This window comes from Ruegeria hyattellae (genome assembly GCF_041537925.1).
Taxonomy (GTDB): domain Bacteria; phylum Pseudomonadota; class Alphaproteobacteria; order Rhodobacterales; family Rhodobacteraceae; genus Ruegeria_C.
Genome location: NZ_JBGOSH010000019.1, coordinates 50,191 through 74,575, shown reverse-complemented (window position 1 = coordinate 74,575; position 24,385 = coordinate 50,191). Strand labels below are relative to the sequence as shown.

General features: G+C 59.2%; 24 protein-coding genes. 10 read left to right on the top strand and 14 right to left on the bottom strand.

Going from position 1 to position 24,385, the window contains the following annotated elements; all coding sequences use genetic code 11:
- Positions 1–411: 411 nt before the first annotated feature.
- The 6 genes from AB1E33_RS27160 to AB1E33_RS27135 all read right to left on the bottom strand — a co-directional run bounded on the left by AB1E33_RS27160 (position 412) and on the right by AB1E33_RS27135 (position 6,555).
- Positions 412–879: an Hsp20 family protein gene (locus AB1E33_RS27160; RefSeq protein ID WP_372580350.1), complete on the bottom strand. Its 468-nt coding sequence runs from the start codon at positions 877–879 to the stop codon at positions 412–414.
- Positions 880–999: 120 nt separating this feature from the next.
- Complete coding sequence (locus AB1E33_RS27155) at positions 1,000–1,812, bottom strand: trypsin-like serine peptidase (protein WP_372580349.1); 813 nt, start codon at positions 1,810–1,812, stop codon at positions 1,000–1,002.
- Positions 1,809–2,582, bottom strand: coding sequence for a trypsin-like serine peptidase (locus AB1E33_RS27150; protein WP_372580348.1), 774 nt, complete (start codon positions 2,580–2,582; stop codon positions 1,809–1,811). Before AB1E33_RS27150 ends, AB1E33_RS27155 begins: the two co-directional genes overlap by 4 nt.
- Positions 2,583–2,645: 63 nt before the next feature.
- Positions 2,646–3,977 (bottom strand): glycolate oxidase subunit GlcF, encoded by a 1,332-nt coding sequence (gene glcF / locus AB1E33_RS27145; protein ID WP_372580347.1) that lies wholly within the window; start codon positions 3,975–3,977, stop codon positions 2,646–2,648.
- Between the two features lie 3 nt (positions 3,978–3,980).
- The gene (locus tag AB1E33_RS27140; protein WP_372580346.1) at positions 3,981–5,078 is read right to left on the bottom strand and encodes an FAD-binding protein; all 1,098 of its coding nucleotides are present in this window, start codon (positions 5,076–5,078) and stop codon (positions 3,981–3,983) included.
- A gap of 43 nt (positions 5,079–5,121) precedes the next feature.
- Complete coding sequence (locus AB1E33_RS27135) at positions 5,122–6,555, bottom strand: FAD-linked oxidase C-terminal domain-containing protein (RefSeq protein ID WP_372580345.1); 1,434 nt, start codon at positions 6,553–6,555, stop codon at positions 5,122–5,124.
- Between the two features lie 80 nt (positions 6,556–6,635).
- On the opposite strand from AB1E33_RS27135, the gene AB1E33_RS27130 reads away from it, so the two are divergent.
- Positions 6,636–7,346: a DUF599 domain-containing protein gene (locus AB1E33_RS27130; protein ID WP_372580344.1), complete on the top strand. Its 711-nt coding sequence runs from the start codon at positions 6,636–6,638 to the stop codon at positions 7,344–7,346.
- Between the two features lie 35 nt (positions 7,347–7,381).
- A complete protein-coding gene (locus AB1E33_RS27125; protein WP_372580343.1) occupies positions 7,382–7,729 on the top strand; it encodes a hypothetical protein in 348 nt (115 codons plus the stop codon).
- Between the two features lie 3 nt (positions 7,730–7,732).
- Here the strand turns inward: AB1E33_RS27125 and AB1E33_RS27120 are convergent, their stop codons facing one another.
- The 3 genes from AB1E33_RS27120 to rsfS are packed head-to-tail and all read right to left on the bottom strand — an operon-like array spanning position 7,733 to position 9,095.
- A complete protein-coding gene (locus tag AB1E33_RS27120; protein WP_372580342.1) occupies positions 7,733–8,218 on the bottom strand; it encodes a flavodoxin family protein in 486 nt (161 codons plus the stop codon).
- 1 nt (position 8,219) lies between these two features.
- Positions 8,220–8,690: a 23S rRNA (pseudouridine(1915)-N(3))-methyltransferase RlmH gene (gene rlmH, locus AB1E33_RS27115; RefSeq protein WP_372580341.1), complete on the bottom strand. Its 471-nt coding sequence runs from the start codon at positions 8,688–8,690 to the stop codon at positions 8,220–8,222.
- A 42-nt stretch (positions 8,691–8,732) separates the two neighbouring features.
- On the bottom strand, positions 8,733–9,095 hold the full coding sequence (gene rsfS, locus AB1E33_RS27110; protein WP_372580354.1) for a ribosome silencing factor: 363 nt from the start codon (positions 9,093–9,095) through the stop codon (positions 8,733–8,735).
- Between the two features lie 375 nt (positions 9,096–9,470).
- On the opposite strand from rsfS, the gene leuC reads away from it, so the two are divergent.
- From leuC to leuD, 3 genes are read left to right on the top strand one after another with little or no spacing between them, the layout of a single operon-like run.
- Positions 9,471–10,874, top strand: a complete 1,404-nt coding sequence (leuC, locus tag AB1E33_RS27105; protein ID WP_372580340.1) for a 3-isopropylmalate dehydratase large subunit — start codon at positions 9,471–9,473, stop codon at positions 10,872–10,874.
- Between the two features lie 38 nt (positions 10,875–10,912).
- Positions 10,913–11,470 (top strand): HdeD family acid-resistance protein, encoded by a 558-nt coding sequence (locus tag AB1E33_RS27100; RefSeq protein WP_372580339.1) that lies wholly within the window; start codon positions 10,913–10,915, stop codon positions 11,468–11,470.
- Between the two features lie 37 nt (positions 11,471–11,507).
- Positions 11,508–12,113, top strand: coding sequence for a 3-isopropylmalate dehydratase small subunit (gene leuD, locus AB1E33_RS27095; RefSeq protein WP_372580338.1), 606 nt, complete (start codon positions 11,508–11,510; stop codon positions 12,111–12,113).
- A gap of 125 nt (positions 12,114–12,238) precedes the next feature.
- Here the strand turns inward: leuD and AB1E33_RS27090 are convergent, their stop codons facing one another.
- On the bottom strand, positions 12,239–12,499 hold the full coding sequence (locus AB1E33_RS27090) for a hypothetical protein (RefSeq protein ID WP_372580355.1): 261 nt from the start codon (positions 12,497–12,499) through the stop codon (positions 12,239–12,241).
- Between AB1E33_RS27090 and AB1E33_RS27085 the strand changes: the two genes are divergently transcribed.
- From AB1E33_RS27085 to AB1E33_RS27075, 3 genes are all read left to right on the top strand, one after another.
- Complete coding sequence (locus AB1E33_RS27085) at positions 12,392–13,207, top strand: phosphotransferase (protein WP_372580353.1); 816 nt, start codon at positions 12,392–12,394, stop codon at positions 13,205–13,207. The genes AB1E33_RS27090 and AB1E33_RS27085 overlap by 108 nt on opposite strands.
- A 318-nt stretch (positions 13,208–13,525) precedes the next feature.
- Positions 13,526–14,365: a hypothetical protein gene (locus tag AB1E33_RS27080; RefSeq protein ID WP_372580337.1), complete on the top strand. Its 840-nt coding sequence runs from the start codon at positions 13,526–13,528 to the stop codon at positions 14,363–14,365.
- On the top strand, positions 14,362–15,435 hold the full coding sequence (locus AB1E33_RS27075) for an endonuclease/exonuclease/phosphatase family protein (protein ID WP_372580336.1): 1,074 nt from the start codon (positions 14,362–14,364) through the stop codon (positions 15,433–15,435). Before AB1E33_RS27080 ends, AB1E33_RS27075 begins: the two co-directional genes overlap by 4 nt.
- A 106-nt stretch (positions 15,436–15,541) precedes the next feature.
- Here the strand turns inward: AB1E33_RS27075 and AB1E33_RS27070 are convergent, their stop codons facing one another.
- Positions 15,542–19,075 (bottom strand): Calx-beta domain-containing protein, encoded by a 3,534-nt coding sequence (locus tag AB1E33_RS27070; protein WP_372580335.1) that lies wholly within the window; start codon positions 19,073–19,075, stop codon positions 15,542–15,544.
- A gap of 586 nt (positions 19,076–19,661) precedes the next feature.
- Between AB1E33_RS27070 and AB1E33_RS27065 the strand changes: the two genes are divergently transcribed.
- Entirely contained in the window at positions 19,662–20,102 is a 441-nt protein-coding gene (locus AB1E33_RS27065; protein WP_372580334.1) for a hypothetical protein, read from the top strand.
- Between the two features lie 171 nt (positions 20,103–20,273).
- Positions 20,274–20,399 carry a hypothetical protein gene (locus AB1E33_RS27060; RefSeq protein ID WP_372580333.1) on the top strand — a complete coding sequence of 42 codons (126 nt, stop codon included), beginning with the start codon at positions 20,274–20,276 and terminating at the stop codon, positions 20,397–20,399.
- Positions 20,400–20,429: 30 nt separating this feature from the next.
- Here the strand turns inward: AB1E33_RS27060 and AB1E33_RS27055 are convergent, their stop codons facing one another.
- Genes AB1E33_RS27055 through AB1E33_RS27045 form a run of 3 tightly spaced genes read right to left on the bottom strand, consistent with a single transcriptional unit; the run spans position 20,430 to position 24,378 of the window.
- Entirely contained in the window at positions 20,430–21,941 is a 1,512-nt protein-coding gene (locus AB1E33_RS27055) for an AMP-binding protein (RefSeq protein ID WP_372580332.1), read from the bottom strand.
- Complete coding sequence (gene sauS / locus AB1E33_RS27050; protein WP_372580331.1) at positions 21,938–23,359, bottom strand: acylating sulfoacetaldehyde dehydrogenase; 1,422 nt, start codon at positions 23,357–23,359, stop codon at positions 21,938–21,940. The genes AB1E33_RS27055 and sauS overlap by 4 nt, the downstream gene beginning before the upstream one ends.
- A 59-nt stretch (positions 23,360–23,418) precedes the next feature.
- The gene (locus AB1E33_RS27045) at positions 23,419–24,378 is read right to left on the bottom strand and encodes a Bug family tripartite tricarboxylate transporter substrate binding protein (protein WP_372580330.1); all 960 of its coding nucleotides are present in this window, start codon (positions 24,376–24,378) and stop codon (positions 23,419–23,421) included.
- Between the last annotated feature and the right edge of the window lie 7 nt (positions 24,379–24,385).

Below are 24,385 nucleotides of genomic sequence, written 5' to 3'. Positions count from 1 at the left end.
GAAGGGGTATTTACGGTCTGACCCCAAACACCGCAAGCCCAAAATACAAAAAAATCAAAAAATACACCCAAAACACATAATACCTTAACAAATTCAATCAACTAACCAACAAAACAACAACAAAAAATACCCAAAAACTAACCCGCGCCATAACAAATCACCGAATCCAATGGCAAACAGCGCAAACAAGCGAAGACACGCCAAACCAAAGGCAACAATCCAAGGCCGACAAGTGAGGTTTCAATCAACCTTTATGAACAAAAGAGCGCCCGCGAGTCCTGCTCCCGGGCGCCGTCAGAACTCCGCCCCGCGTCTGGAGTGGCGCGGGGCGGCGCGAAAACCGGAGGTAAGCCCTGTTTTCGCGACCCTGTCCCGGTGTGCTACAAACGCCGGTCAGGATATTCGGTGCGTTCAGTTCACCGGTTTGGCGTCAACCACGTCTGCCTCTGCCGCCGCAGGCGACCCGATGGCGATCCGGCGCGGTTTCAGAGCTTCGGGTACTTCGCGTTTCAGGTCGATGTGCAACATTCCGTTCTCATGAGCCGCGCCGGTCACGCGCACATGGTCGGCCAGTGCAAAGCGGCGCTCGAACGCGCGAGTTGCTATGCCACGGTGCAGATACTTGCGCTCGGCCTCGTCGGTGGCTTTCTTGGCAGAAACCACCAGCGCGTTCTCCTTCACCTCGACCGACAAGTCGTCTTCGGCGAAACCGGCAACGGCGATCGAGATGCGATAGCTGTCCGCGTCGGTCTTCTCGATATTGTAAGGCGGGTAGCTGGGTTGAGCCACGTCGTTGGTCATGACGCGGTCCATGATATCGGCGATCTGGTCAAAGCCGACAGTGGCGCGGTGCAGCGGTGCAAAATCAAAACTACGCATTATTCGTGTATCCTCATGCTAGAGCGATGGACGATGTGCCCTCCTATTGGACGGGCGGGTGATGTTCGGGTCCCGGATTGGCAACCCGATGCAATTCACATGGGAACGGAAATATGGGTTTCAAGACCCGTTCGGGCGGATGAATTTGGCGCCAGAACTGCTGCGCCCCGATCCGACCCCAAGCCGTTTGATCCCGGCCTTGGGGCGAGGCGCATCGCGGTACAACTGGCGTTTCAGCTGCGCGACGATCTCGGGCAGCTCCATACCGATGCCGATTCTCTGGCCGTTATGATTCCCGCCGCCGGACAGAACCGACAGGATCTGCCAGCGACTGTCGGACCTTGCCAGCAATGCTGATCCCGATGAGCCGAAGGTCACATCGCAATCCACCACGATCAGACCTTCTTCGCGGTTCAGTATCCGGCACGATTTCTGACGCGAGATCGCCTCGGCCCGGCCCTGCCCATAAGAGGAAACGCTGATTTCTGCACCATGGATGTTGCCGGAATGCAGCGCAAAAGGATTGGCAACGCTCAACGGAACCGGCTGTGCCAGACGCATCAACGCGACATCCACGCGAATGTACTTCGGAGACATCGGCTGGCGGATGTCAAAATCCGGATGGACCGCGATCTGCGAAACCTGCTGCTGCGACAAAGATGCACCGTCGCTATAACCGGCGTGGAAGACCACGCGACCCGGCGCATAGGGTTTGCCGGTGGATCTGTCCACGGCGCAATGGGCCGCTGTCAAAACCAGATCGCGTGCGATTAGCGTGCCAGTACAGAACGACCCGCCGCCAAGGTCCAGCTTGCCGACGGCCTCCCATCCCAGCAGGTCCTCGCGATCGATCAGCCGCCGCAATCCGCTGTTCTGCGCGTGCAGCGGCAGAGACAGGCATAGGCTGAGGAAAAGAAGCAGAAAGATTCTCATGGCTTGATGAATTTCGCGCTGGTTGATCCGTTCATGATCCGGTTGGAGGGGCGTGATGCTAGTTCGGCGCGCAGCATGGCAAACGATGCCTCAAGCCCTGAGCCCAGCGCGACCCTGCCCCCATCCGCCTCGGCTTTGGCCGACACCACCGAGACGATGCGCGGCGCGCCGTCGCTGAACGAAAAGACCGGCGCACCCGAGGAACCGAAATCGACATCGCAAGACATCACCAGGATACCCTGCTGCCGCGCCATCACCGTGCAGACCCGTTGCAGCGACGGGGCATCGGCGCGACCCTGGGCATAAGACACGATGCCGACATCCTCGTTCCGTTCGGGATGGCTGCCGGTCGGAAAGGGGCGGATCGTGGTATTGCGGATGGGGCGATCCAGTTCGATCAGGGCCACATCGTTGCGTACACGCTGCGCCGATATCTCGGCCTCATGGCTGTACTCGGGGTGGATCACTGCGCGGCGGGCATTGCGATAGGCCGACGCCTGACCCTTGCGCCATCCGGCAAGAAACTCGATCCGGGACAGATCGATCCGGTCGCCCGAGGACCGTTTGAACAGACAATGCGCGGCGGTCAGGACCAGATCGGGCGCAACCAGTGCACCGGTGCAAAACCCCGCCCCGTCAATATCCAGTCGCCCCACCGCCATCCAGTCGCGCGCCGAATCGGTGGTCTCGAGGCGTTTCAGGCCGCTATCCTGCGCCAGCGCCACAAGGGGCAGCGCCGCAAGCAGCAGGGCTTTGATCACAATACGCACATAACACTCCGCCGGTTTTCGCACTTTGTCCTAGCCAATCCATGCGGCGAAAATACGGCGCGGCTACAGGTTCGTGCGTAGATTCGGAATCACCGTTTCGGGCCTGCGGGATTGCTGCAACGCCGGTGGTTTCGGCCCGCCGGTTGCCCAGTCCAGCAGTTCGACCGTGTGAACCAACGGCAGTGCCGTGCCCGATCCGATCTGCATCATGCAACCAATGTTACCCGCAGCGATCACATCCGGGTTTCGGGCCTCAAACGTGCGGATTTTTCGTTGCTTAAGCTTGCCCGAGATCTCGGGCTGCATCAGGTTGTACGTCCCCGCGCTGCCGCAGCACAGATGGCTGTCGGTGGGCTCGACAACATCGAAACCGGCCCGCCGCAGCAGGTTTTTTGGATGTGCAGTGATCTTCTGCCCGTGCTGCAGCGAGCAGGCTGCGTGATAGGCCACCGTCATGTCACGTGGCGCAGCCTCTGGCAGGTCCAACTGTACCAGTAGTTCCGAGACATCCATCGCGATCTCCGACACACGCCGCGCGTCCTCAGCCAGATCGCTTTCGCGGAACATATGGCCATAGTCCTTCACGGTCGTGCCGCAGCCCGAGGTGTTGATGACAATCGCATCCAGCCCCTGCCCGTCCACCTCGCGTGCCCAAGCGCGGATGTTGCGCGCGGCACTTGCGTGGCTCTCGCTGGTCTTGCCCATATGATGGGTCAGCGCCCCACAGCAGCCCGCGCCTTCGGCCACCACAACCTCACATCCCATCCGCCTCAGCAGGCGAATGGTGGCATCGTTGATATCGGTGTTCAACGCCTTCTGCGCGCAACCGGTCATCAGCGCGACACGTTTGAGGCGCGGACCCTCAGGCGCGAAGCTCTGCGGGTCGTCATTGCGGCTGACCGGAGGGATGTGCCGCGGTGCCATGTCCAGCATTGCCCGCAGGCGTGCATCGGGCATCAGGCCGCGCAATGGCCGTGCGACCTTTGCCCCCAGCAAAGCCAGACGGAACCGCGTCGGATAAGGCAATATCCGCGCCAGCACCCAGCGCAAGGTCCGGTCGGTAAAGGGGCGCTTGTAATTGGCCTCGATATATTCACGCGCGTGGTCGACCAGATGCATGTAATGCACGCCCGAGGGGCAGGTCGTCATGCAGGCCAGACAGGACAGGCAGCGATCGATATGCTTGACGGTCTTCTCATCCGGTACGCGGGCGTTTTCCAGCATGTCCTTGATCAGATATATGCGCCCGCGCGGGCTGTCCAATTCGTCGCCCAGCACCTGATAGGTGGGACAGGTTGCAGTACAGAACCCGCAATGCACGCAGTTCCGCAGAATCTCATTGGAGCGTTTGGTGGCCGGGTCTTTCAGCTGTTCGGGCGTAAACTCTGTCTGCATGATCTAGCCCATCAATCCGGGATTGAAGTGGCCCCGCGGGTCAAACCGCTTGCGCAGCGCCTGCTGGATCCCAGCCAGCGGAGCGGGTTGTGGATGGAACATTCCAAGCCGCGCGCGCGTCGCTTGGCTGGAACGGACCAGCGTTGCATGCCCATCGAAACCACCCAGCCGGGCGCGCAGATCGGACCCCTCTCGTGTTAACGCCCAGATCAGGCCACCGCCCCAATCAAACAGCAGCGCATCCGCTCCGATCTTTTGCGCAAGATTGGGAGCGTCGCTGGGTCGGCAAGAGATCCGCCAGACATCGCCCGCCCCGTCGGCAAATCCTTGGACGTCGCGAATGTCGGACCAGATATCTTGCGCCTCCGGGCGCTCAATGTCGCCCCAATGCGTCAATCGTTCGGTCAGACGATTTGCCCGGTAGGCGACTGAATCCGCGAACCCCTCGACCCGGGCAAAGACCTGCCCGCGCTCGGGATCATACGCTGCGCCCGAAACCTCAAAAGGTGATCCCAGCGCATCGGACATCGCGGCAACTGCCCGCTCGGCATCGGGAACGGCGATGGCCAGCGTCTGGGTGCATTCGGGTTTGGGCAGAACCTTCAGCGAAACCTCACTCAGAACCCCGAGCGTGCCCCAGGACCCCGCCATGAGTTTCACCAGATCATACCCGGTCACATTCTTCATGACGCGACCGCCATTCTTGATGACAGTGCCGCCACCATCGACGAACCGTACACCCAGAAGGAAATCGCGGCAGGCCCCAGTCTGAACCCGCCTCGGACCCGAGACATTGGCCGCAACGACCCCGCCTATTGTCGGCGCGCCACGCGTGCCAAGCAACACGCGATGATCCATCGGCTCAAAGGCCAGGCGCTGACCTTCGGCATCCAACGCGGCTTCGACCTCGGCCAGCGACGTTCCCGCAGCTACCACCAAAGTCAGAGCCCCTGGCTCATATAGGTGGATGCCCGAGAGGCGCGACATATCGAGCGCGGGCGCTGATCCCGCCGCACCCCGCGTGCCACCGCCAACAATCGAAACCGGGCCGTTCAACCCGGCGACAATCTGTGCCAGTTCTACTTCTGTCTCTGGTTTCATACCCGCTCTTCTTTGTGTTCAGGGGCTTTCTGCGAGCAACAGGTCACGCGCTGCGCCTCGGAGCGGAAGACCCGAGCGGGAACACCTTGGCCGGGTTCAGGAGCCATTGCGGATCGAACACATCCTTCACAGCCATCTGAGCCTCTAGGTCTTCGGGTTTGTACTGATGCAGCATAAGATCGCGCTTTTCGATGCCCACCCCGTGTTCTCCAGTCAGGCAGCCGCCCGCATCGACGCAAAGCCGCAGGATATCAGCCCCGAAGGCTTCGCATTTCTCCAAATCACCGGGCTTGTTGGCATCGAACAGGATCAGCGGGTGCATATTGCCATCGCCCGCATGGAAAACATTGCCAACCGGCAGCCCGTATTCCTTGCTCAACTCACCGATCCGGCGCAGCACCATGGGCAGTTCCGAGACCGGGATTGTGCCGTCCAGGCACATGTAATCGTTAAGCTGCCCCATCGCACCAAAAGCCGATTTGCGACCCAGCCAGATCTTGGCGCTTTCCTCTGCCGATCCGCTTTCACGCAGTTCGACCGGGTCGTGCCGCCTTGCGATCTCGATGATCTTGCCCAACTGACTGTCGATCTCGGCCTCCGAGCCTTCGACCTCAACAATCAGCAGCGCCTCGCAATCGGGGTAGCCGGCATGGGCAAAATTCTCGCAGGCTTGAATACACAGGCGGTCCATGAACTCGATCGCAACCGGCAGGATACCGGACTTGATGATGTCCGAGACACATTGCCCCGCCACCGCGTTGTCATCGAACCCGATCAGAACCGGTCGGGCGCCTTCGGGCTTACGCAAGATGCGCAGCGTGGCCTCGGTGACAACGCCTAATTGTCCTTCGGACCCGCAGATGACCCCCAGCAGGTCCAACCCACTCGCATCCAGATGCGCTCCGCCGATCTTGACCACGGTGCCGTCCATCATCACCAAGGTAACACCGAGCAGATTGTTGGTGGTCACCCCGTATTTCAGGCAATGCGCGCCACCGGAATTCATCGCGATATTGCCCGCGATGGCGCAGGCCAGTTGCGAAGACGGGTCGGGAGCGTAGAAATAGTCACGCTCTTCCACCGCGCCGCTGACGCTGAGATTGGTGCGCCCGGACTGCACCCGGATGATCCGGTTGTCATAGTCGGTTTCCAGCACATCATTCATGCGTGCCACACCCAGAATTACGCAGTCTTCGGTGGGCAATGCCCCCCCGGCCAGCGAGGTGCCCGAGCCGCGCGGCACAACCGGCACGCCCTCTTCATGGCAAATGCGCAGCACGTCCGAGACCTGTTGCGTCGACGCGGGCAGGACCGCAACCATTGGCGGGCACCTGTAGGCGGTCAGCGCATCGCACTCATAGGCCCGCGTTTCGGAAATGTCATGGATCAGCGCATCCTCGGGCAGCACAGTCCGCAGGCGGGCCAGCAATTGCGGCTTGCGTCGTAAAATCTCGGGATCTGGCGCAGGCATTTCCATAGCGGGACTCCGTTTTGGTAAGTTTATATTACCAATTTTGGCATCTGGCAAGTCGCGTGCCCTGCCCCTATGGTCCCGGCATGTCATGGATTGATCGCGCATCGCTGTTTGCACCGCTGGATTACGGCGCCGTCGCCCTGCTTGTGGCGGGCTGGCTGTGGATCGGCTGGCGGATCGAGAAAAGCGACTCAAAGCGCCCATCGGTGTCTTGTCTGATGGCAGGGTTCCGGCGCGAGTGGATGACGCAGATGGTGACCCGTGAACCCCGCGTGCTTGACAGCCAGTTGATCGGGCAATTGCGGCAGGGCACCACTTTTTTTGCCTCGGCCTCGATGATTGCCATTGGCGGTGGCCTGGCGCTGGTCGGCAACACGGACCGGCTGGCCGGTGTCGCACAGGAGCTTGCCATCGGCGACGCGCCAGCTTTCGTGTGGGAGCTCAAGATTATCTGCGTGCTGTTGTTTCTGTCGAACGCATTTCTGAAATATGTCTGGGCGCATCGCCTATTCGGATATTGCGCCGTGATCATGGGCGCGGTGCCCAACGATCCCAAGGCCGCCAATGCCTATCCCCGCGCCTTGCAGGCTGCCGAACTAAGCACGACAGCCGCGCGCAGCTTCAACCGCGCCATGCGGTCGACCTATTTTGCACTTACGGCGGTGGCCTGGATGTTAGGCCCCGCTGCGCTGATACTGGCAAGTGTCATCACGCTGGCGATGCTCTATCGCCGCGAATTCGCGTCTTATTCGCGCGAGATACTGCTGAACCCGCCTGCGGACACGCAAACTTGAATGCAGGGCGGGACCATCGTCGCTAAGCTGCGGCCATGAAATATATTCTCGCCCTTGTGCTGCTGACCGGTCCTGTACTGGCTGACCCGCCAAACATCGAAAAAGTGACCGCTTCGCATTCCGGTGGCGACTGGAGATTCGATGTGACCATTTCGCATCCTGATACCGGCTGGGATCACTATGCCGATGGCTGGCGCGTTCTGGACATGGACGGGAACGAGTTGGGCCTTCGCGTGTTGCATCACCCCCACGAACATGAGCAGCCCTTTACTCGCTCGCTCGGCTCTGTCCGTATCCCCGATGGCACGGTTCAGGTGCAGGTTCAGGCCCGGTGCAGCGTGGATGGTTGGAATGAACAGACCACACTGGTCACCCTGAACTGATCCTCAGAACACACCCAGGCTGAGACCCGCGGCCAGCGCCGCACCGATCTCGCGGCATTTGTCGAGTTGATCGGCAGGGATGCGTTTTTCGGCAAGGATGTCTTCGGGCGATTGGGCATGGGTGCAGATGATCAGCGGTGGCTGCACCTCTTTCAGCCGCCAGCCCGTGGCAATCCGTGCCGTTTGTCGTGCAGCGTTTTCGCCATCGGACCCGGCACAAACCATCTGAGCATAAGGCCGCCCCTCGATGCGGCCCAACACGGGATAGTAACACCGGTCAAAGAAGTCCTTCATCACCCCGGATATTGCGGCCAGATTCTCGGGCGCACAGAAGAGGAAACCATCGGCGCGCAACAAATCCTCGGGTCCGGCTTGATCGGCAGGCTTGAGCACTGTTTCCGCCTCCTGCCGCGCCGCTTCGGCTGCGGCCTCGGCCATCTGGCGGCTGCCGCCGGTGCGTGAGTGGTACACGATCAAAAGCTGCGCCATGTCAAACCCGGTGATAGGGACCGCCCGACAGAATCGTGGCCGCCCGAAAAAGCTGTTCGGCCAGCATCACCCGCACCAGCATGTGCGGCCAGACCATCTTTCCAAAAGATAGCGAAAAATCAGCCTCGGCGCGCAAACCGGACTCGATTCCATCGGCGCCACCAATGACAAGGGTAACATCCTGTCGGCCCGCATCGCGCCAATTGCCCAAGCGCTGCGCAAATTCGGGCGAGGTCAAGCTGCGGCCGCGCTCATCCAACGTACAGATCAGGCCGCCCTTCGGGATCGCCTTGCGTAGCAACACGGCCTCGGCACCCATCCCGGCGTTTTTCTTGTCTTCAACTTCGATGATTTTTGCCGGGCCAAGCCCGAACGCACGACCGGTCCTGTCAAAGCGCGTCAGGTAGTCGTCAATCAAATCCTTTTCCGGTCCGGCCCTGAGACGGCCGACCGCGCAAATGGAAATGCGCATCTTTCCCCGCTTCCGGCCGTCAAAATCGACCGGGATAACGCCTCAGTTCGCCGACGCGTTGCTACCCTGCGGCAGCCACATCTTTTCCAGCTGGTAGAATTCGCGGACCTCGGGGCGGAAGATATGGACGATCACATCGCCTGTATCGATCAGCACCCAGTCGCCGGCATCCTTGCCTTCGACCTTTGCGGTGAATCCGAATTCCTGCTTGATACGATCCGACAGTTTCTCTGCCATGGCCGCGACCTGACGGGTCGAACGACCCGAGACGATCACCATGTAGTCACCGATCTCGGTCTTGCCGCGCAGGTCGATCTGCACAACATCTTCAGCCTTGTCGTCTGTCAGAGAAGAAAGGATACGCTCTAGCAGCTTTTCGCTGGTAAGCTGGGATTGGGCCATCAAACCGGCCCGTTCATCGGCGGTAATTGCCGCCTCTGGATAAAGAGACAGGACATTGTCCTCCTTTGCTGCGCGCCGCCAACCCCCGACGCTGAGGTACTCTAAATTTAACCCCGGCTTCATCACATTTCAATGAAACCCGGCACATCATCGCACGAATGTGCCCCAACGGCACCGCAAAACCCCGGCAGACCTTGATAGATGCGGCCCGGAACTGTATCTGGGCGCCATGAGACTCGATACGGCCCCATCCCTTGATCTGCAAGACCGCGCGCGGCTGCGTGAACGGTTCTTTGGGGCTGCCCGCACGGTGCTGGCCCGCCTATAGGCGGCCCGCAGCCATTCGCCAGCAATTCTCAAAAATACGGGAGAGGACCGATGTCCCCCAAAACACTCTATGACAAGATCTGGGATGCTCATGTCGCCCATGAGGCCGATGATGGCACCTGCCTGCTCTATATCGACCGCCATCTGGTGCACGAGGTGACCAGCCCGCAGGCCTTTGAAGGGCTGCGCATGGCAGGCAGGCCGGTGCGCGCGCCGGAAAAAACCATCGCTGTGCCCGACCACAACGTTCCGACCACGCCGGACCGCGTCAACGGCATCGACAATGAAGAAAGCCGCATACAGGTCGAGGCGCTCGACAAGAATGCCAAGGATTTCGGCATCAACTATTACCCTGTGAACGATGTCCGGCAGGGCATCGTCCATATTGTCGGCCCCGAACAGGGCTGGACCCTGCCGGGCATGACCGTCGTCTGCGGCGACAGCCACACCGCCACGCACGGCGCCTTCGGCTCGCTGGCACATGGTATCGGCACTTCGGAGGTCGAGCATGTGCTGGCCACCCAGACGCTGATCCAGAAGAAATCCAAGAACATGAAGGTCGAGATCACCGGCAAGCTGAACCCGGGCGTGACCGCCAAGGACATCACGCTGGCGGTGATCGGCGAGACCGGCACCGCCGGCGGCACCGGCTATGTGATCGAATACTGCGGCGAAGCGATTCGTGATCTGTCGATGGAAGGCCGCATGACCGTCTGCAACATGGCGATCGAAGGCGGCGCGCGTGCCGGTCTGATCGCTCCGGATGAAACCACCTTCGACTATGTCAAAGGCCGCCCGCACGCCCCCAAAGGCGCACAATGGGAAGCGGCACTGACGTGGTGGAAGACGCTCTTTTCCGATGACGACGCTCATTGGGACAAGGTTGTCACGCTGCGTGGCGAAGATATTGCACCGGTTGTGACCTGGGGCACCTCGCCCGAGGACGTGCTGCCGATCACCGCCACTGTGCCCAGCCCCGAGGATTTCGAGGGTGGCAAGGTCGACGCAGCCAAGCGGTCGCTGGACTATATGGGTCTGGAACCCGGCACGCCGCTCAACGAGATCGAGATCGACACGGTCTTCATCGGGTCCTGCACCAATGGCCGGATCGAGGATCTGCGCGCCGCCGCTGACATCCTGAAAGGCAAGAAGGTCAAGGACGGCATGCGCGCCATGGTCGTGCCCGGCTCGGGCCTTGTCCGCGCGCAGGCCGAAGAAGAAGGTGTGGCGCAGGTGTTCCGTGATGCGGGCTTTGAATGGCGGCTTGCGGGTTGCTCCATGTGCCTGGCGATGAATCCCGACCAGTTGCAACCTGGGGAACGCTGTGCAGCGACCTCGAACCGCAACTTCGAAGGACGTCAGGGACGCGGTGGGCGCACCCATCTTCTGTCCCCGGCCATGGCCGCGGCAGCCGCCATCACAGGAAGGCTTACGGACGTGCGAGAACTGATGTAAGCTACGCTCAAGACTTGGCTTTTTGAGGAAAGAGACACATGAGCGACTGGTTAAAATGGTTCCTGCTGGGACTGCTGTCTATTGTATTCGGCGTTATCGTTCTGGGGGCACCGGTGGTGGCTTCGGTTACCGTGACGCTACTCACTGGTATCTTGCTGCTGATCAGCGGTGGGTTGCAATTGGTCGGCGGCTTCTCGGTCGAGGGGACAGGACGCAAGGTCCTGGCCATCATTATGGCGGCGGTCATGCTGTTTCTGGGTTGGTCGTTTCTGGCGCATCCGCTCGAAGGGACGCTGACGCTCGCCACGGTGGTGCTGATCCTGTTCATGGCAGGCGGCATTGCGCGGATCATCCTGTCGTTCCAGATGCGCGGTACCGGGCTTTTTGCCCCAACGCTCATTTCCGGCATTCTGTCGATCATTCTGGCAGTGATCATCTGGAACTATGCCAGTGAAGATCCCACATGGTTGCTGAAACTGCTCGGAATTCTCTTGGGTATCGAAATGCTGTTCAACGGTTTCGGCCTGATCTTCATGGCACTCTTCCTGCGCAAGAATGGCGGCGAAGCCACCGACACGGAAATAAAAGAAAGCTAAGCGGTACGGGGGCTGCCCCGACCGCGGGAGTAAGAAAATGGACAAGTTTGAACGACTCACCGGTGTGGCTGCCCCCATGCCCCTGATCAATATCGACACAGATATGATTATCCCCAAGGTCCACCTGAAGACCATCAAACGCTCTGGCCTCGGCAAGAACCTGTTTGATGAGATGCGCTACCACGATCATGGCGGCGAAAAGGATGACTTTGTTCTGAACCAACCCGCCTATCGCCAGGCCGAGATTCTGGTGGCCGGCGACAATTTCGGCTGTGGATCCTCGCGCGAACATGCGCCCTGGGCGATCAAAGACTTTGGCATCCGCTGCGTGATCTCGACCAGCTTTGCCGATATCTTCTTCAACAACTGCTTCAAGAACGGCATCCTGCCCATCGTCGTCTCTGAGGAGCATCACGACATCATCATGGAAGATGCGCACAAGGGCGAGAATGCCCGCATCTCGGTGCATCTGGACGTGCAGGAGATCATCACCTCCGATGGCGTAGTGATCGAGTTCGAGGTCGACGCGCATAAAAAGCACTGCCTGCTTCACGGGCTCGACGATATCGGCCAGACCATGGAAAAAGCGCACGCCATCGACGCCTTCGAGGGCAAAGCGGCACAAGAACGCCCCTGGGTTTGAGTGATCAATGCGCTCAAACATAAGGCCGCGCAATTGCGCGGCCTTTTTCGTTCACCCCTATCTACCGAGCTCCCGTCGCGCGCCTCACGTCACCAACAGGATCCCGCAGACAGGAAGGGTTCCGCTTAGTGCCAAATCTGCTCAACTTCGATCAGAACCTGATCGCCGGCTTTGTTGGCGAATTCAGCCGGGCTTTGAGCGCCAAGGGCGAAACTGCGTTCACCTGCATCTATAGATCGGCCGACTTTCCGAACGAAAGACAGGTTTTTTACGTCGTCATCGGTGACAAGAACTATTCCCTCAAAATCGATCTGACAGGGGGTCAAACCGGCCGTCTTCGGGACGAATACGCTGTTTTGCGCAAGCTCTACGACCACTTCCTCCAATTCGAAACCACCCGCATCGTGCGCCCAGAATTTCTTTCGCCCTGCGGGCAGTTTTTTGTCACCGAGTACATTGACCGGCCGACCGCGACCGAGGTGATCTACAAAACTCCCGACAATCATCAGGCGGCACAGGTCTATCGGCGCGCGGGGGCGTGGTTACACAACCTGCACAGCTTCAAAGAACAGTCGAGAGCCGAGTTCTGGCCACAATGGACGTTCGAGATGATCGCCACCCTGGTGCATGACACACCCAAAGCCGCCGCATCCACATACTCTCCGATGATCAACATGCTCCGACGGCAGGGCGAAAGCCTGACCCGTCGCCTCGATACTTGCGGCTTTACGCACGGCGATTTTCATGGCCGAAACCTGCTTCTTGGAAAGGGCGCGACTTACGGCATCGACTTTACCGAAGCGACCGAGAAACTTCTGGTCTATGATATCGTGGATTTTCTCAAGATGGATGTCTTTCGCCCTGCAACACCTGACGCGTTGGACCGCAGCGGCATTCTGCGCGCCAATAAAGAGATGTTCCTGCGCCAGTACAGCCATCCCCTGGACATAGACATTCTGGATTTCTGCATTCGCGCCCGGCTGCTGATCGATTGGCTGTCTATCACCCAGTCAAAATATGACAGCAGTAGTTTTCAGCGTCGTAAATTTTATTTGCTTCACGACCGGCTGAAACAGGCGCTTCGAATCTGGTGATAGCCTCTGGTAGCACCGATTCGAATCATGCAACCTTGAGAGGGTAGGAAAATCTGCTCATGCGCCTCTGCCGCCTCCAACCACAAGATGTGGTATTCAACTCCTGATCAATAAGCGCACCAAACTAGGATTGATGCAAGAACGCACCAGTTTTGCCACTTTTTTGCCCGGAATCGCCTGTTAGCAAGAGGTTCTACTTGAGTGACTGATTAACGCCTGCACAAATAGTGCAAAAAACTACTCGCCCTTTACGGGAAGGGCCAAGTTGGGAACGGGTTCGGCAATGTATCGACCCGTCCAGTTTGAAGGGGTCGAATTGTGATTGGACGTATCACCGGCGCGGCGACGCGCGGTCTGCTCGTGGCTGTGATGGTTGCCACGCCTGCACTCTATCTACCGGGCTACCTCACAAGCTCGGTCGAGATCGTGGTTCTTGTCGCGATCCTTGCTTTTGTGCTGACATTTGCCGAATACAATTCGGCATTTCCAAGCTTCGTAGAATTCCGGGACGCCCCACCGTTGAACCGTCTGCGGTTTGTGGCACTGATGTCGATGGTCACTTTCTTGACGCTGATCATCAAACACCAATATGAACCGACCAATGTGACCGCCCTGTTCTCTGGCCTTGGTGTGTTGACAGCGCACATGGTCGATTTCCCTTATTCTCCGGTCCGGCTGATCGTATTGATGCTACCGGACCACAGCTCTCTGGACACAATCAATGCGGTTCGCCTTGCCGCCGGCTTGGCCTATGTCCTATCGCTGACAACGATATTAACCTTCTACTTTTCGGTCCGGGTTCGTGGCTGGCCCACCAGCAACGGGGCATTCAATGTCTGGATCAACCTGCCGCTGTTCGACCCCACCACAGGTGGCGACGTTGTGGCGCGGCTGCAAAAAGACGGGCGCGCCAACATGGTCATCGGATTCCTGCTGCCCTTTGTGATCCCGGCCTTCGTCAAGATCGCGTCCAATGTCGTCAATCCCTTCCCGATGGAAAATCCGCACACCATGATCTGGGTTGTCAGCGCCTGGGCCTTCTTACCTGCCAGCATGGTCATGCGCGGAATGGCAATGATGCGCATTGCCGAACTGATTGAGGAAAAGCGCCGCCGCGCCTATGCGGACGCCGATACCGAGGCCATGCAAACCGCATGATCCGACTGGCCCTGGCGCTGCTTCTGGCGCTGCCAGCGATCGCCAACGGCCAGCAACTGCGCATCGCCACCTACAACACCGAACTGAGCCGCGATGGCCCCGGCCTGCTGTTGCGTGATATCGAAAAGGGGCGTGACGCACGCATCCGGCAGGTGACCCAGATCATTGCGCAGCTGAACCCGGACATCATTGCATTGCAAAGCATCGACTGGGACCACGAGGCCAAAGCTCTGAGCGCCCTGACAGACAAGCTCGCAGACGCCGGGGCTCGGTTTGACCACCTCCTACATCTGCGCCCAAATAGCGGACTGGCAACCGATCTCGATCTGGACGGAGACGGCCTGACCGGTGGCCCTGGTGACGCGCAGGGATATGGCACTTTTGCCGGGCAGGCAGGTATCGCGATTCTGTCGAAGCATCCGATCCTGCACGAAGAGGTTCGAGATTTCTCAGCGCTGCTCTGGCGCGATCTGCCTGGAGCGACCTTGCCGCAGGTGGATGGCTTGCCCTTCCCCTCTATAGAAGCGCAAGCGATCCAGCGCCTGTCATCGACCGTCCATTGGGTTGTGCCGATTGAGACCCCAACCGGCCGGGTCGATCTATTGACTTTTCAGGCCGGCCCTCCGGTTTTTGATGGCTCCGAAGACCGCAATGGATTGCGCAACAGGGATGAAATACTGTTCTGGCACCATTTTCTGGAAGGCCATTTCGGCGCACCACCCGAGGCGCGCCTGGTACTTTTGGGCGGTGCAAACCTTGACCCCCATGACAGCGACGGGTTTAGCGCGGCGATCCGCTCTTTGCTGACCCATCCGAAACTGCAGGATCCCGCGCCCCAAAGCGCAGGTGCCCTGCAGGCCCCGGATCAGGGACACCGGACGCCCAACGTGCTGGATACGGTAGACTGGGAGAAACCGGGCCGAATGCGCGTCGACTACATCCTGCCATCCCGCGACTGGCAAGTTGCCGGATCAGGCGTATTCTGGCCCGCGCCTGACGATCCGATGTATGAACACGCAGTCAATGCCAGCCGCCACCGTCTGGTCTGGACTGATCTGACCGCCAATTGACGCGTCTCAATGGACCATGCAGATCGGCTCTGTCCTGGTTCAACTGTACGAAAAAACGGCCCGATCACATCCGCCCGGGCCGCTGTAGACCTGAAACAACAGGCGATCAGAAGATGAAATCGCTTGCGTCCAATGCACCCGACCCCACGCCAACCAGTGTCATCGTATTGCCAGAACCGTCGTTGATCACTGCATTCAATGGGTCTGAAAGATGGTTGTTCTGCAGATCGGTGAAGTTGGTGATAGATGCCACGCCGAACAGGTCGATCCGGTCTCCCTCGGAAAACGCTATGACCTGATCCTCTCCGGCCGAAAAGACAAGCACGTCCGCATCGGCACCACCGCGAAGGGTATCATTGCCAGCGCCACCGTCGAGCCGGTCGACACCATTGCCACCCCAAAGATCGTCATTTCCGGCGAAGCCCAGCAATGTATCGCTGCCTGCGCCGCCATAAGAGACATCTTGCCCCCCTCCGCCCCAGAGCTTGTCATTGCCAAGGCCACCAACCAGAGTGTCATTGCCCTCTCCGGCAAAGATTTCGTCAGCGCCGGTACCACCGCTGAGCAGGTCCCGCCCATTACCGCCAATCAGGCTATCATTGCCACCCAATCCGTAGACGGTGTCCTGTCCGTCGCCAGCAAGAACGGTGTCGTTACCAGCACCGGCATCGACGCTGTCGTGCTGAGCTCCGGCGTCGATCCTGTCATTGCCGGTACCCCCGGTCAGTAAGTCACTTCCGACATTCCCCATGATCACGTCATCGCCAGCACCGCCACCGATCCGGTCCACGCCATTGCCGCCTACGAGACTGTCATTTCCGGCACCTCCGAAGAGCGTGTCATTGCCGTTGCCGCCCCAGACCGAGTCAGCGCCCCCATAGGCGATCGCGTAGTCCTTGCCGTTCCCGGCAAAGACCCGATTGTTCCCGAATCCGGTGACAAGCACGTCATTTCCCGCACCTCCTGACAGCTGATCGTTGCCCTCTCCGCCATTCAAGGTGTCGTTGCCCAAGCCACCCGATAGCACATCCGCACCCTTATGCCCGTTCAGCATGTCATTACCGGCAAAGCCCCAAACCGTATCGTTGCCCGCAAATGCCTGAATGAAATCATCCTTCACAGTGCCCGCGAGTTTGTTGCTGTTCCCGTTTCCGTTGATCACCGGGACATTACCGAGTGCGATCGTCGAGCCATCACCGAGGCGAACCACAAGGTTAGACCCGGTTTTGACAAAACTCGCACTCGCCTGCTGCGCCGGCGACAGGCTACTGAAATCAAGACGGTCAACGCCGTGCTTGAAGTCGGTGACCCTGTCCTGACCCATTGCCCAGGTCAGCACAAAGACATCGGCGCCAAAACCACCGGTCAGGCGGTCATTGCCCCATCCTCCGACCATGCGATCTGCTCCAAGCCCGCCAAGCAGGACGTCATTTCCACCATCGCCGACCAGATTGTCGTTCCCGGCAAGCCCAACGATCGTGTCATTGCCGCCAAAGCCGCGAATCCCATCTTTGCCGTTTGTTCCGAGCAAATAGTTGGGACCGCTGTTTGCAGGTGTACCGAAATCGAAATCCGGGCCGGTGACCGGCGTGCCGGTGCCATCATTCCCCGCGATGCGAACCTCTGCCATGAGCGTTGTCTGCCCATTGAGCAGCACCGCTCCGGTGGGAGAAGAGAACTCAACGCCAAAACTCTCGTCACCTTCGATTGCATTGTCACCAAAGATGCTGACCCGCACACGGCCGCTGCTGGCGCCTGCCGGGATTGTCAACGTGCCTCCGCTCGCACCAAAATCCACGCCGCTCTGGGCATCCGCGTTCTCGACAGTGCTCCAGTTAACCTGTACATCGGTTTTCGCGGGCTCCGACAACAGGACATAGACATAGGCGTATGAAAAACTGCTATCGCCTTCCAGGATCGAGGTCGACACTACGTCCAGAACGACCCCAGCATTCGAAACGGGCGGGCCGAGAACCGGCTTCGCCACCTCGCCGATCCCGGCGTCCTGCGAGGGCATGCCTGAATCATTGTCGATGATCGTGCCCTGCGCAACCAGGGCCGGCCCATTGCCATAGAATGTGGCGTTCTGCAGACCGGTCAGGACGAGGTTAAAATACTCGTCCCCTTCGATCCTTGTATCCCCGCTGACGGCCACGCGCAGATAGGTGCTTTCCGTTCCCGCGTTGATCGTAAAGGTGCCCTCTCCACCGCTGAAATCCCCTTGGGTTTTTGAGGCGGTGCCGTCGTCAAAGACATATTGGCCGGTAATTTGGGTAGGCGCAGGACGATCCAACGTAATCAGGAATTCTGCATAAGCGAAACTGCTGTCGCCTTCAAAAACCGACACTTCGGAGATCTGCAGGACCGGCACATCCGTCGCGGTCGAAACAGGCGTTGGCAATTGATCGGCGGGATTACCGATCCCGGCAGGACTCGTGAGCGGACCACTATCATTATCCAAGATCGTGACCTCAGCCTGCATCACGGCAGTGCCACCCTCAAAATCCGCGTTCTGCAGATTGGTGAACACAACCGTGAAGCTCTCGTCACCTTCGATCGCAGTGTCGCCATTGATGCTGAACCGCAACCACCCGCTTTCCTGGCCCGCGGGGATGGTCAGCGTGCTTGCCGCATCCTGAAAATCGCCCTGTGTATTCGATGCGCTACCGGCCTGAGTATAGTAATCAACCCTGATCTGTGTCGGTGCGGGGGCGTCCAACGTATAGGGCACATAGGCATATTTGAAACTGCTATTGCCCTCGATCACTTTGATATCGTGGAACCGAAGGGTTGGGAGCGTGTCGAACTGACCGGGTCCTTGGATCGCATCGCCCGCGCTTCCGACCCCTCCCGGCTCAGAGATCGGTCCGGTATCATCATCCAGAATGGTCGCCGTCGCAGTCAGCATCTCGCCCCCATCGGCAAAGACGCCATTGCTGATATTCGTCAGCACCAGTTGGAATTCCTCATTTTCTTCTGCATTCGTGTCACCGTTCACAGACACCCGGATCCAGCTGGATTGCTGTCCTGCCGCAATTGTCGCTGTACTCGCGGCCGCACGAAAATCGATGCCACCCGTGGCGGTTCCTTCCTGCAAATGATAGCTGAAGGTAATTGGTGCCGTCGCGGGACGGTCAAGTGTCAGCAAGAAATAGGCATAGTCAAAGCTGCTGTCGCTTTCGATGATCTTCAGATCATGCGCAGTAACCGTTGGCAGCGGGCCCGGTTCCCGTTCTGGGCCGAAAATGAGCGTGCCGGGGCCGGTGGTGCCTGCGGGCGCATCGGCAACACCATCATCATTATCCGCAATGGTAATCGTCGCCACCATAGCCGACGCCCCTTCCGGCAGGGATGAATTCGCCGATGGCAGAACCACGAACTCAAAGCTCTCGTCGCCCTCGATCGCGGTATCTCCGTTGATCGAGAGGCGCACATCGGCAAAGCTCTCACCTGCCGGGATCGTTACGGTCGTGGCGCTTGGGCTATAGTCAGGCCCGGATTCGGCGGTGCCATCCTGCGTATAATAAAAGAACGTGACCGGAGCCGTGGCGACCGCATCCAATGAGACACGAACAAACAGGTACTCAAAACTGCTATTTTGTTCGATAATGCGCGTATTTTGAACAGACAGAACTGGCATTCTTTGTATTTCCCCCAAAACAAAAACTTAATCTATTAACGAATTGTTGCCCAAGGCCCGACAAAATAACAACACAAAATTGCCACAATTGAGATCGATTTCGCGCGGGCCGCAGATCAGGGGTGAACACTGAGGTCACAGGTCAATACGCCTTGTCGACTTCGTTGCGAGCGCTTTTGTAAAAGGCGCGTTTTCGAATTGTTGCTTGTCCGGATTGTTCCCGAGAAACTCGCTTATCATCGCGTTACACAGCATCTGGATAACGGAAACGTGATCGCGGTGCCGGCTGCTAAAAAGACGTGCGCGCGCTCGAGTTGGCCAGACAATGCAACACTGCAGCTGAGATTTCGTCCAATCGACGTGAGATCAACGGGATTGTTTCCGCTCTATTGACAGGCCGAATCACGCCTTTCAAAAACGCACCCCGCGGCGAATTACTGCCGCGCACGGCGTTAATATTTAATTTTAACAATATGTTGCGCCCTGCCCCTTATCACTTGCACATGAGCCACAAAAAAGGGAGCGAGATCGTTATGAGGCTGGCGAGATCGCGGACTGGCAACTCGATCAATGGGCCCGTGGGTCCGTGACAGATTTCTTTCCCACCTACAGCCGGTGGGCCGATCCGTCGGAGGACGAATGGCAGGCGATGTCCTACCGGTCGATGAACAGCCTGGGTTTTGTCGGGTATCAATTCGGCGAAGCGCTGTTGATCGACCTTATGTATTATCAGGATGACCTGCTCTACGGCAATGGCGCGGCAACCAATAGCTGGAACGGCACCTGGACCGGCAAGAACGGGGCCCACTCACTGGAGGATTTCATGACCGGCACCGCGCAGGAACGCGCGATCCAGGAAGCGTTCGGGTATAATCTGCAGGTCATCGAAACGGGCTTGGGTTATCAGGGTGAAAGCCTTGCCGACTATTTAGGCATCACGCGCAGCAGTGTGGCTGCGGGACAACCGGTCACGGTCACACTGACGCTTTCGGGCATCATGGCCGCGGCGCATTTGCACGGGGTCTAGGGCACACTTTCGCTGCTGCAGAATGGTGATGTTTCGACAGATGAATACGGCACTTCGATCCTGCCCAGGACCGTTTGGACTTTCGATCACTGGGGTTGAAAGACCTGCAAGTCACCAAAATGGGCGATGACCTGTGATCGAGGTTCTTGGCAAGGGCGGCAATCTGCGACATTGCCCGACCTGCAGGCCGAAGACCTCACCATGTTCAACCTGACCGCCGACAGTTGGAACGACGTGGACGATCCGGGCAGTGCGCTGCTGGCGCAGTTGAATTCGCTTGGCATGGATGCCGGATAAGAAAGCAACACCGGCGCCAAAGCACCGTTGCTACGAGGTAGAGGCGTCGGCACGCTCATCTACGATTGCGAGAATCCTGTTTCTCTGGATTTTTCCCGACGGACCCTTCGGAAGATCGCCCAGCAGGTGAATCTCGTCAGGCGATTTGAACTTACCCAACCGGCTCTGGCAAATTTCCATAAGAGCCTGCGCCGTCAGGTCCGATCCATCGCGAAGCCTTACGGCTGCGGCAACCGTTTCCCCGTAACTCTTGCAGGGTCGTGCAAAGGCGGCGGCCTCGACTACGTCGGGGTGCGAATAAAGCGCCTCGTCTATCTCGCGCGGGGCGATGTTTTCGCCGCCCTTGATGATCAACTCTTTCAGCCTCCCTGTGACATAGACATAGCCATCCGCATCCATGCGCCCCAGATCGCCGGTGCGCAGCCATCCGCCCGGTGTGAATGTCCCAGCGGTCGCATCGGGGTCCTTGAGGTATTCCAGCATGACGTTCGGGCCACGAATGACCAATTCCCCTTCGGTCTCGTTCGGAGCGGGCTGCAGTTCGGCGTCAAAGATCGCCGCTTCGTTCCCATATGCAATACCCGGCGAGCCGATCTTGCGCACACCCGGCGGCAAGGGGTTCGACAGAATCTGTGCGGCGGTTTCGGTCAGCCCCATGGTTTCGATGATCGGAACCGAAAACCGTTTCTCGAACGCGCGCTGCACGTCCGGTGCCAATGCGGACGAGGCTGAACGGCCGAACCGGACGCGCTTACACGTCTCATCCTCGGGGTTGAGATCGGAATGCAGAAGGTGGGAAATGATGGTGGGAACAACCGAGAACCACGTTGCCTGTGTCTGCCCCAGATTGTCCCAGAACCGGCTGGCCGAGAACCGCTCGCACATGGCCAGCGAACCGCCCGAGACCAGCGTTCCCATCACTGTCACGCACAGACCGTTGATGTGATAGATCGGCAAGACGCAGAACCCGCGATCATCGGCGGTCAACTCATGCGCTACCGCCGTTGTCCAGCCTCCGGCCAGCAGGCTGGAATGGGTATGCACCACGCCCTTCGGACGACCAGTGGTGCCGGAGGTGTACATCAATAGCGCATGATCTTTGGGCGAGAGGTCGTGCAGATCGCCCGCGGCACCCTCTGCCTGTGCAACCTGCAACGGGTTGATCGCCTCGCGATTGGCATTGCGGTCGAACAGATCGGTCTGATCGGGATGCACAAAGCCATAACGCGCGTCGCTATGGTCCAGCGCATAAGCGACGGCACTGTCGCCCGCGACCAGGTTGATCATGGTGGCCCGGAACCCGCCATAAAGAACGCCGAAAACTACTTCGAGCGCTTCGCGGCAATTGGGGTAGAGGATGGCAATGCTTTCACCTTTTGCCACACCCAGCCCGGTCAACATGCAAGCGGTGCGGCGGGCCGCGTCTCGCAGCTCGACCCAGCTCAAATCCGGCGTGGCGTCAGGGAAGACAAAACCAGCGCCCCCTTGATCCGCGCGCAGGTCCAGCCAGTCACGGACGGTTCCCTTGGGTGGTTTCATCATTGGCCCGCCTCCGCCCAATATTGGCCAAAGATCTCGTCCAGATCGGGTTCGCGCGGAGGTATCTCGCGCACGATTTTGGTGGTCTGGACGAAATGCCGCCAGTGCAGGTTGGTGTCGATGGAATTGCCGCCCCAACTGCCACATCCCATCGACAGGGAAAACGGCATTCCATTGTTGAAACTGCCCCCGGTGGCAAAGGTATGCGCCTGGTTGACGATGACCCGGCAGGTCGGCAGATCGCGGCCCAGCTCAGTGGCGCGGGTATCATCGCCGGTGTGGATGCCGACCGAATGCCCGGCCCCCTGATGGGCCAGGATGCGGATCGCCGTGGCCTTGGCCTCGGGGAAATCCTTCGCCCGATACAGCGCTAGTACCCGGCTGAGCTTTTCCCCGGACAAAGGATGATCCGGGCCGATCCCGTCGGTTTCAACCGCGAGGAATTTGGTGCCCTCGGACACTTTCGCGGCCATGCCCAGCGCCTCGAGCATCTTGTCGGCATCCTGTGCGATGACCGAACGATTGAGATGCCCGTCCGGCCAGAGCCGGGCGATGATGCCGTCTGCCTCAGAGGCAGGCACCAGTGCACCGCCTTCGGCAGCCATCGCGGTGACAAAGGCGTCATAGACCGCATCCACCACGACCACCGCGTTTTCGGACGAACACGAGGTTGCATTATCGAAGCATTTCGATGCGGTGATCTTGGCTGCGGCTGCCGCCAGATCGGCGCTTTCATCCACGATCGTGGTGACATTGCCCGCGCCGACCGCTACGGCGGGTGTGCCGCAGGATTGCGCGCGATGCACGTTGTTCTGGCTGCCGGTGCAAATCACCCGATCGGCAGTCTCCATTAGCCTTTGTGTCTTGGCTTTCGAACCGGGCGCTGGGATCATCAGCACCAGATCGCGATCCAGCCCCAGCTTCTCGAACTCGGCATGGATATAGCTCAGCAGCATTTCACAGGAGGCCACGCCCTTGGGTGACGGGGCCACAACGATGGAATTGCCGCCCTTGAGCGCGTTGATGATGTTGTTTGCCGGCGTCGCAGCGGGGTTAGTCGATGGGACGACCGCACCAATCACACCGATAGGCCGGGCAATCTCGGTGATGCCGGTGGCTGGATTGTCACTGATGGTGCCATAAGTCTGTACCTCGGCAATGTCGCGCAGCAGGCCCAGCGTCTTGCGATGGTTCTTGGTAATCTTGTCGGGCACGTTGCCCAAACCGGTGGTTTTCACCGCCAGTTCCGCCAGCGACCGGTTGCGGGCCGGTTCCATGATGGCCCAACCTGCTGCCAACGCCGCCTTGTCATAAAGCGCCTGGCTGCCGTTGACCTCAAATGCCGCCTGCGCCTTGCGCGCCCGCGCCACGATACGATCCACTTCAGCGATTTCGGGGGCAATCCCGTCCTGAGCGTTCATCTTTGTCCTCGATTGGTTGTCCGGGGCGGACCAACTCCGCCCCGATGGGGGGTTCCGGATCAGAGACCGGCGAGCAACTCGATCAGCGTCTGCTGACGCTGCGCCCACATCTCAATCACTTCGTCGCGTGTCATGATGTGCATGGGCGAACCGCCCGCCTCCATCTTCTTGGATACGCGGGAATTGGCGAACATCTCGGGCACAGTTGCGGCCAGTTTCTCGATCACCTCGGGCGGTGTGCCCTTGGGCACCATGACACCCCGGAAATTGACCGAAGAATTGTCCACGTCCAGCCCCTGTTCCTTCATCGTGGGCACATCCGGCAGAAAGGCACTACGCTCCAGATCGGCGACCCCAAGGATTTTGACATTGCCAGCCTCTTGCGCGCGGAAAGCGTCGGACAGGTTGTTGATACCACCCATCACCTCACCGGCGATCACCGCCTTCATGGCGGCAGCACCGCCGCCCTTGGTGGGGATGTAGGCCATCTTCGTCCCGGAAGCCTTGTCGATTTGCAAGGCCGCGATGTGGTGACCGACGAACAGACCCGCACCGGAAACGGTCAGTTTGCCGGGGTTTTCCTTGGCAAAGGCGACCACATCTTCCATCGAGTTGAACGGACTGTCAGCCCCTACCACAAAGACCGCCGGATCGGCGCCCCAATTGGCGATGGGCTCAAAGCTGTCGGTCGAATACTGGACCCCGCCCTTGATCGACTGGGCAATGAAATGCGGCACATTATAGGCGCCCAGCGTATAGCCGTCAGCGTCGGCCTGCGTGGCGAACCAGTTCCAGCCCACGCGTCCACCCGCACCGGGTTTGTTGATGATGGCGATGGGCATGCCCAGCGCATCCTCATTTCCTGAAGTCATTGTCACGATCCGCGCCTGAAAATCCGTGGCACCTCCTGCGCCGTAGCTGACCATCATCATGATCGGGCGTTCGGGGTACTCGTCGGCACCCGCGGCCCCTGTCAGCCCCATGAGCGCCAGTGCCGCCCCTGCAATCAATCGTTTCATTTTGCGT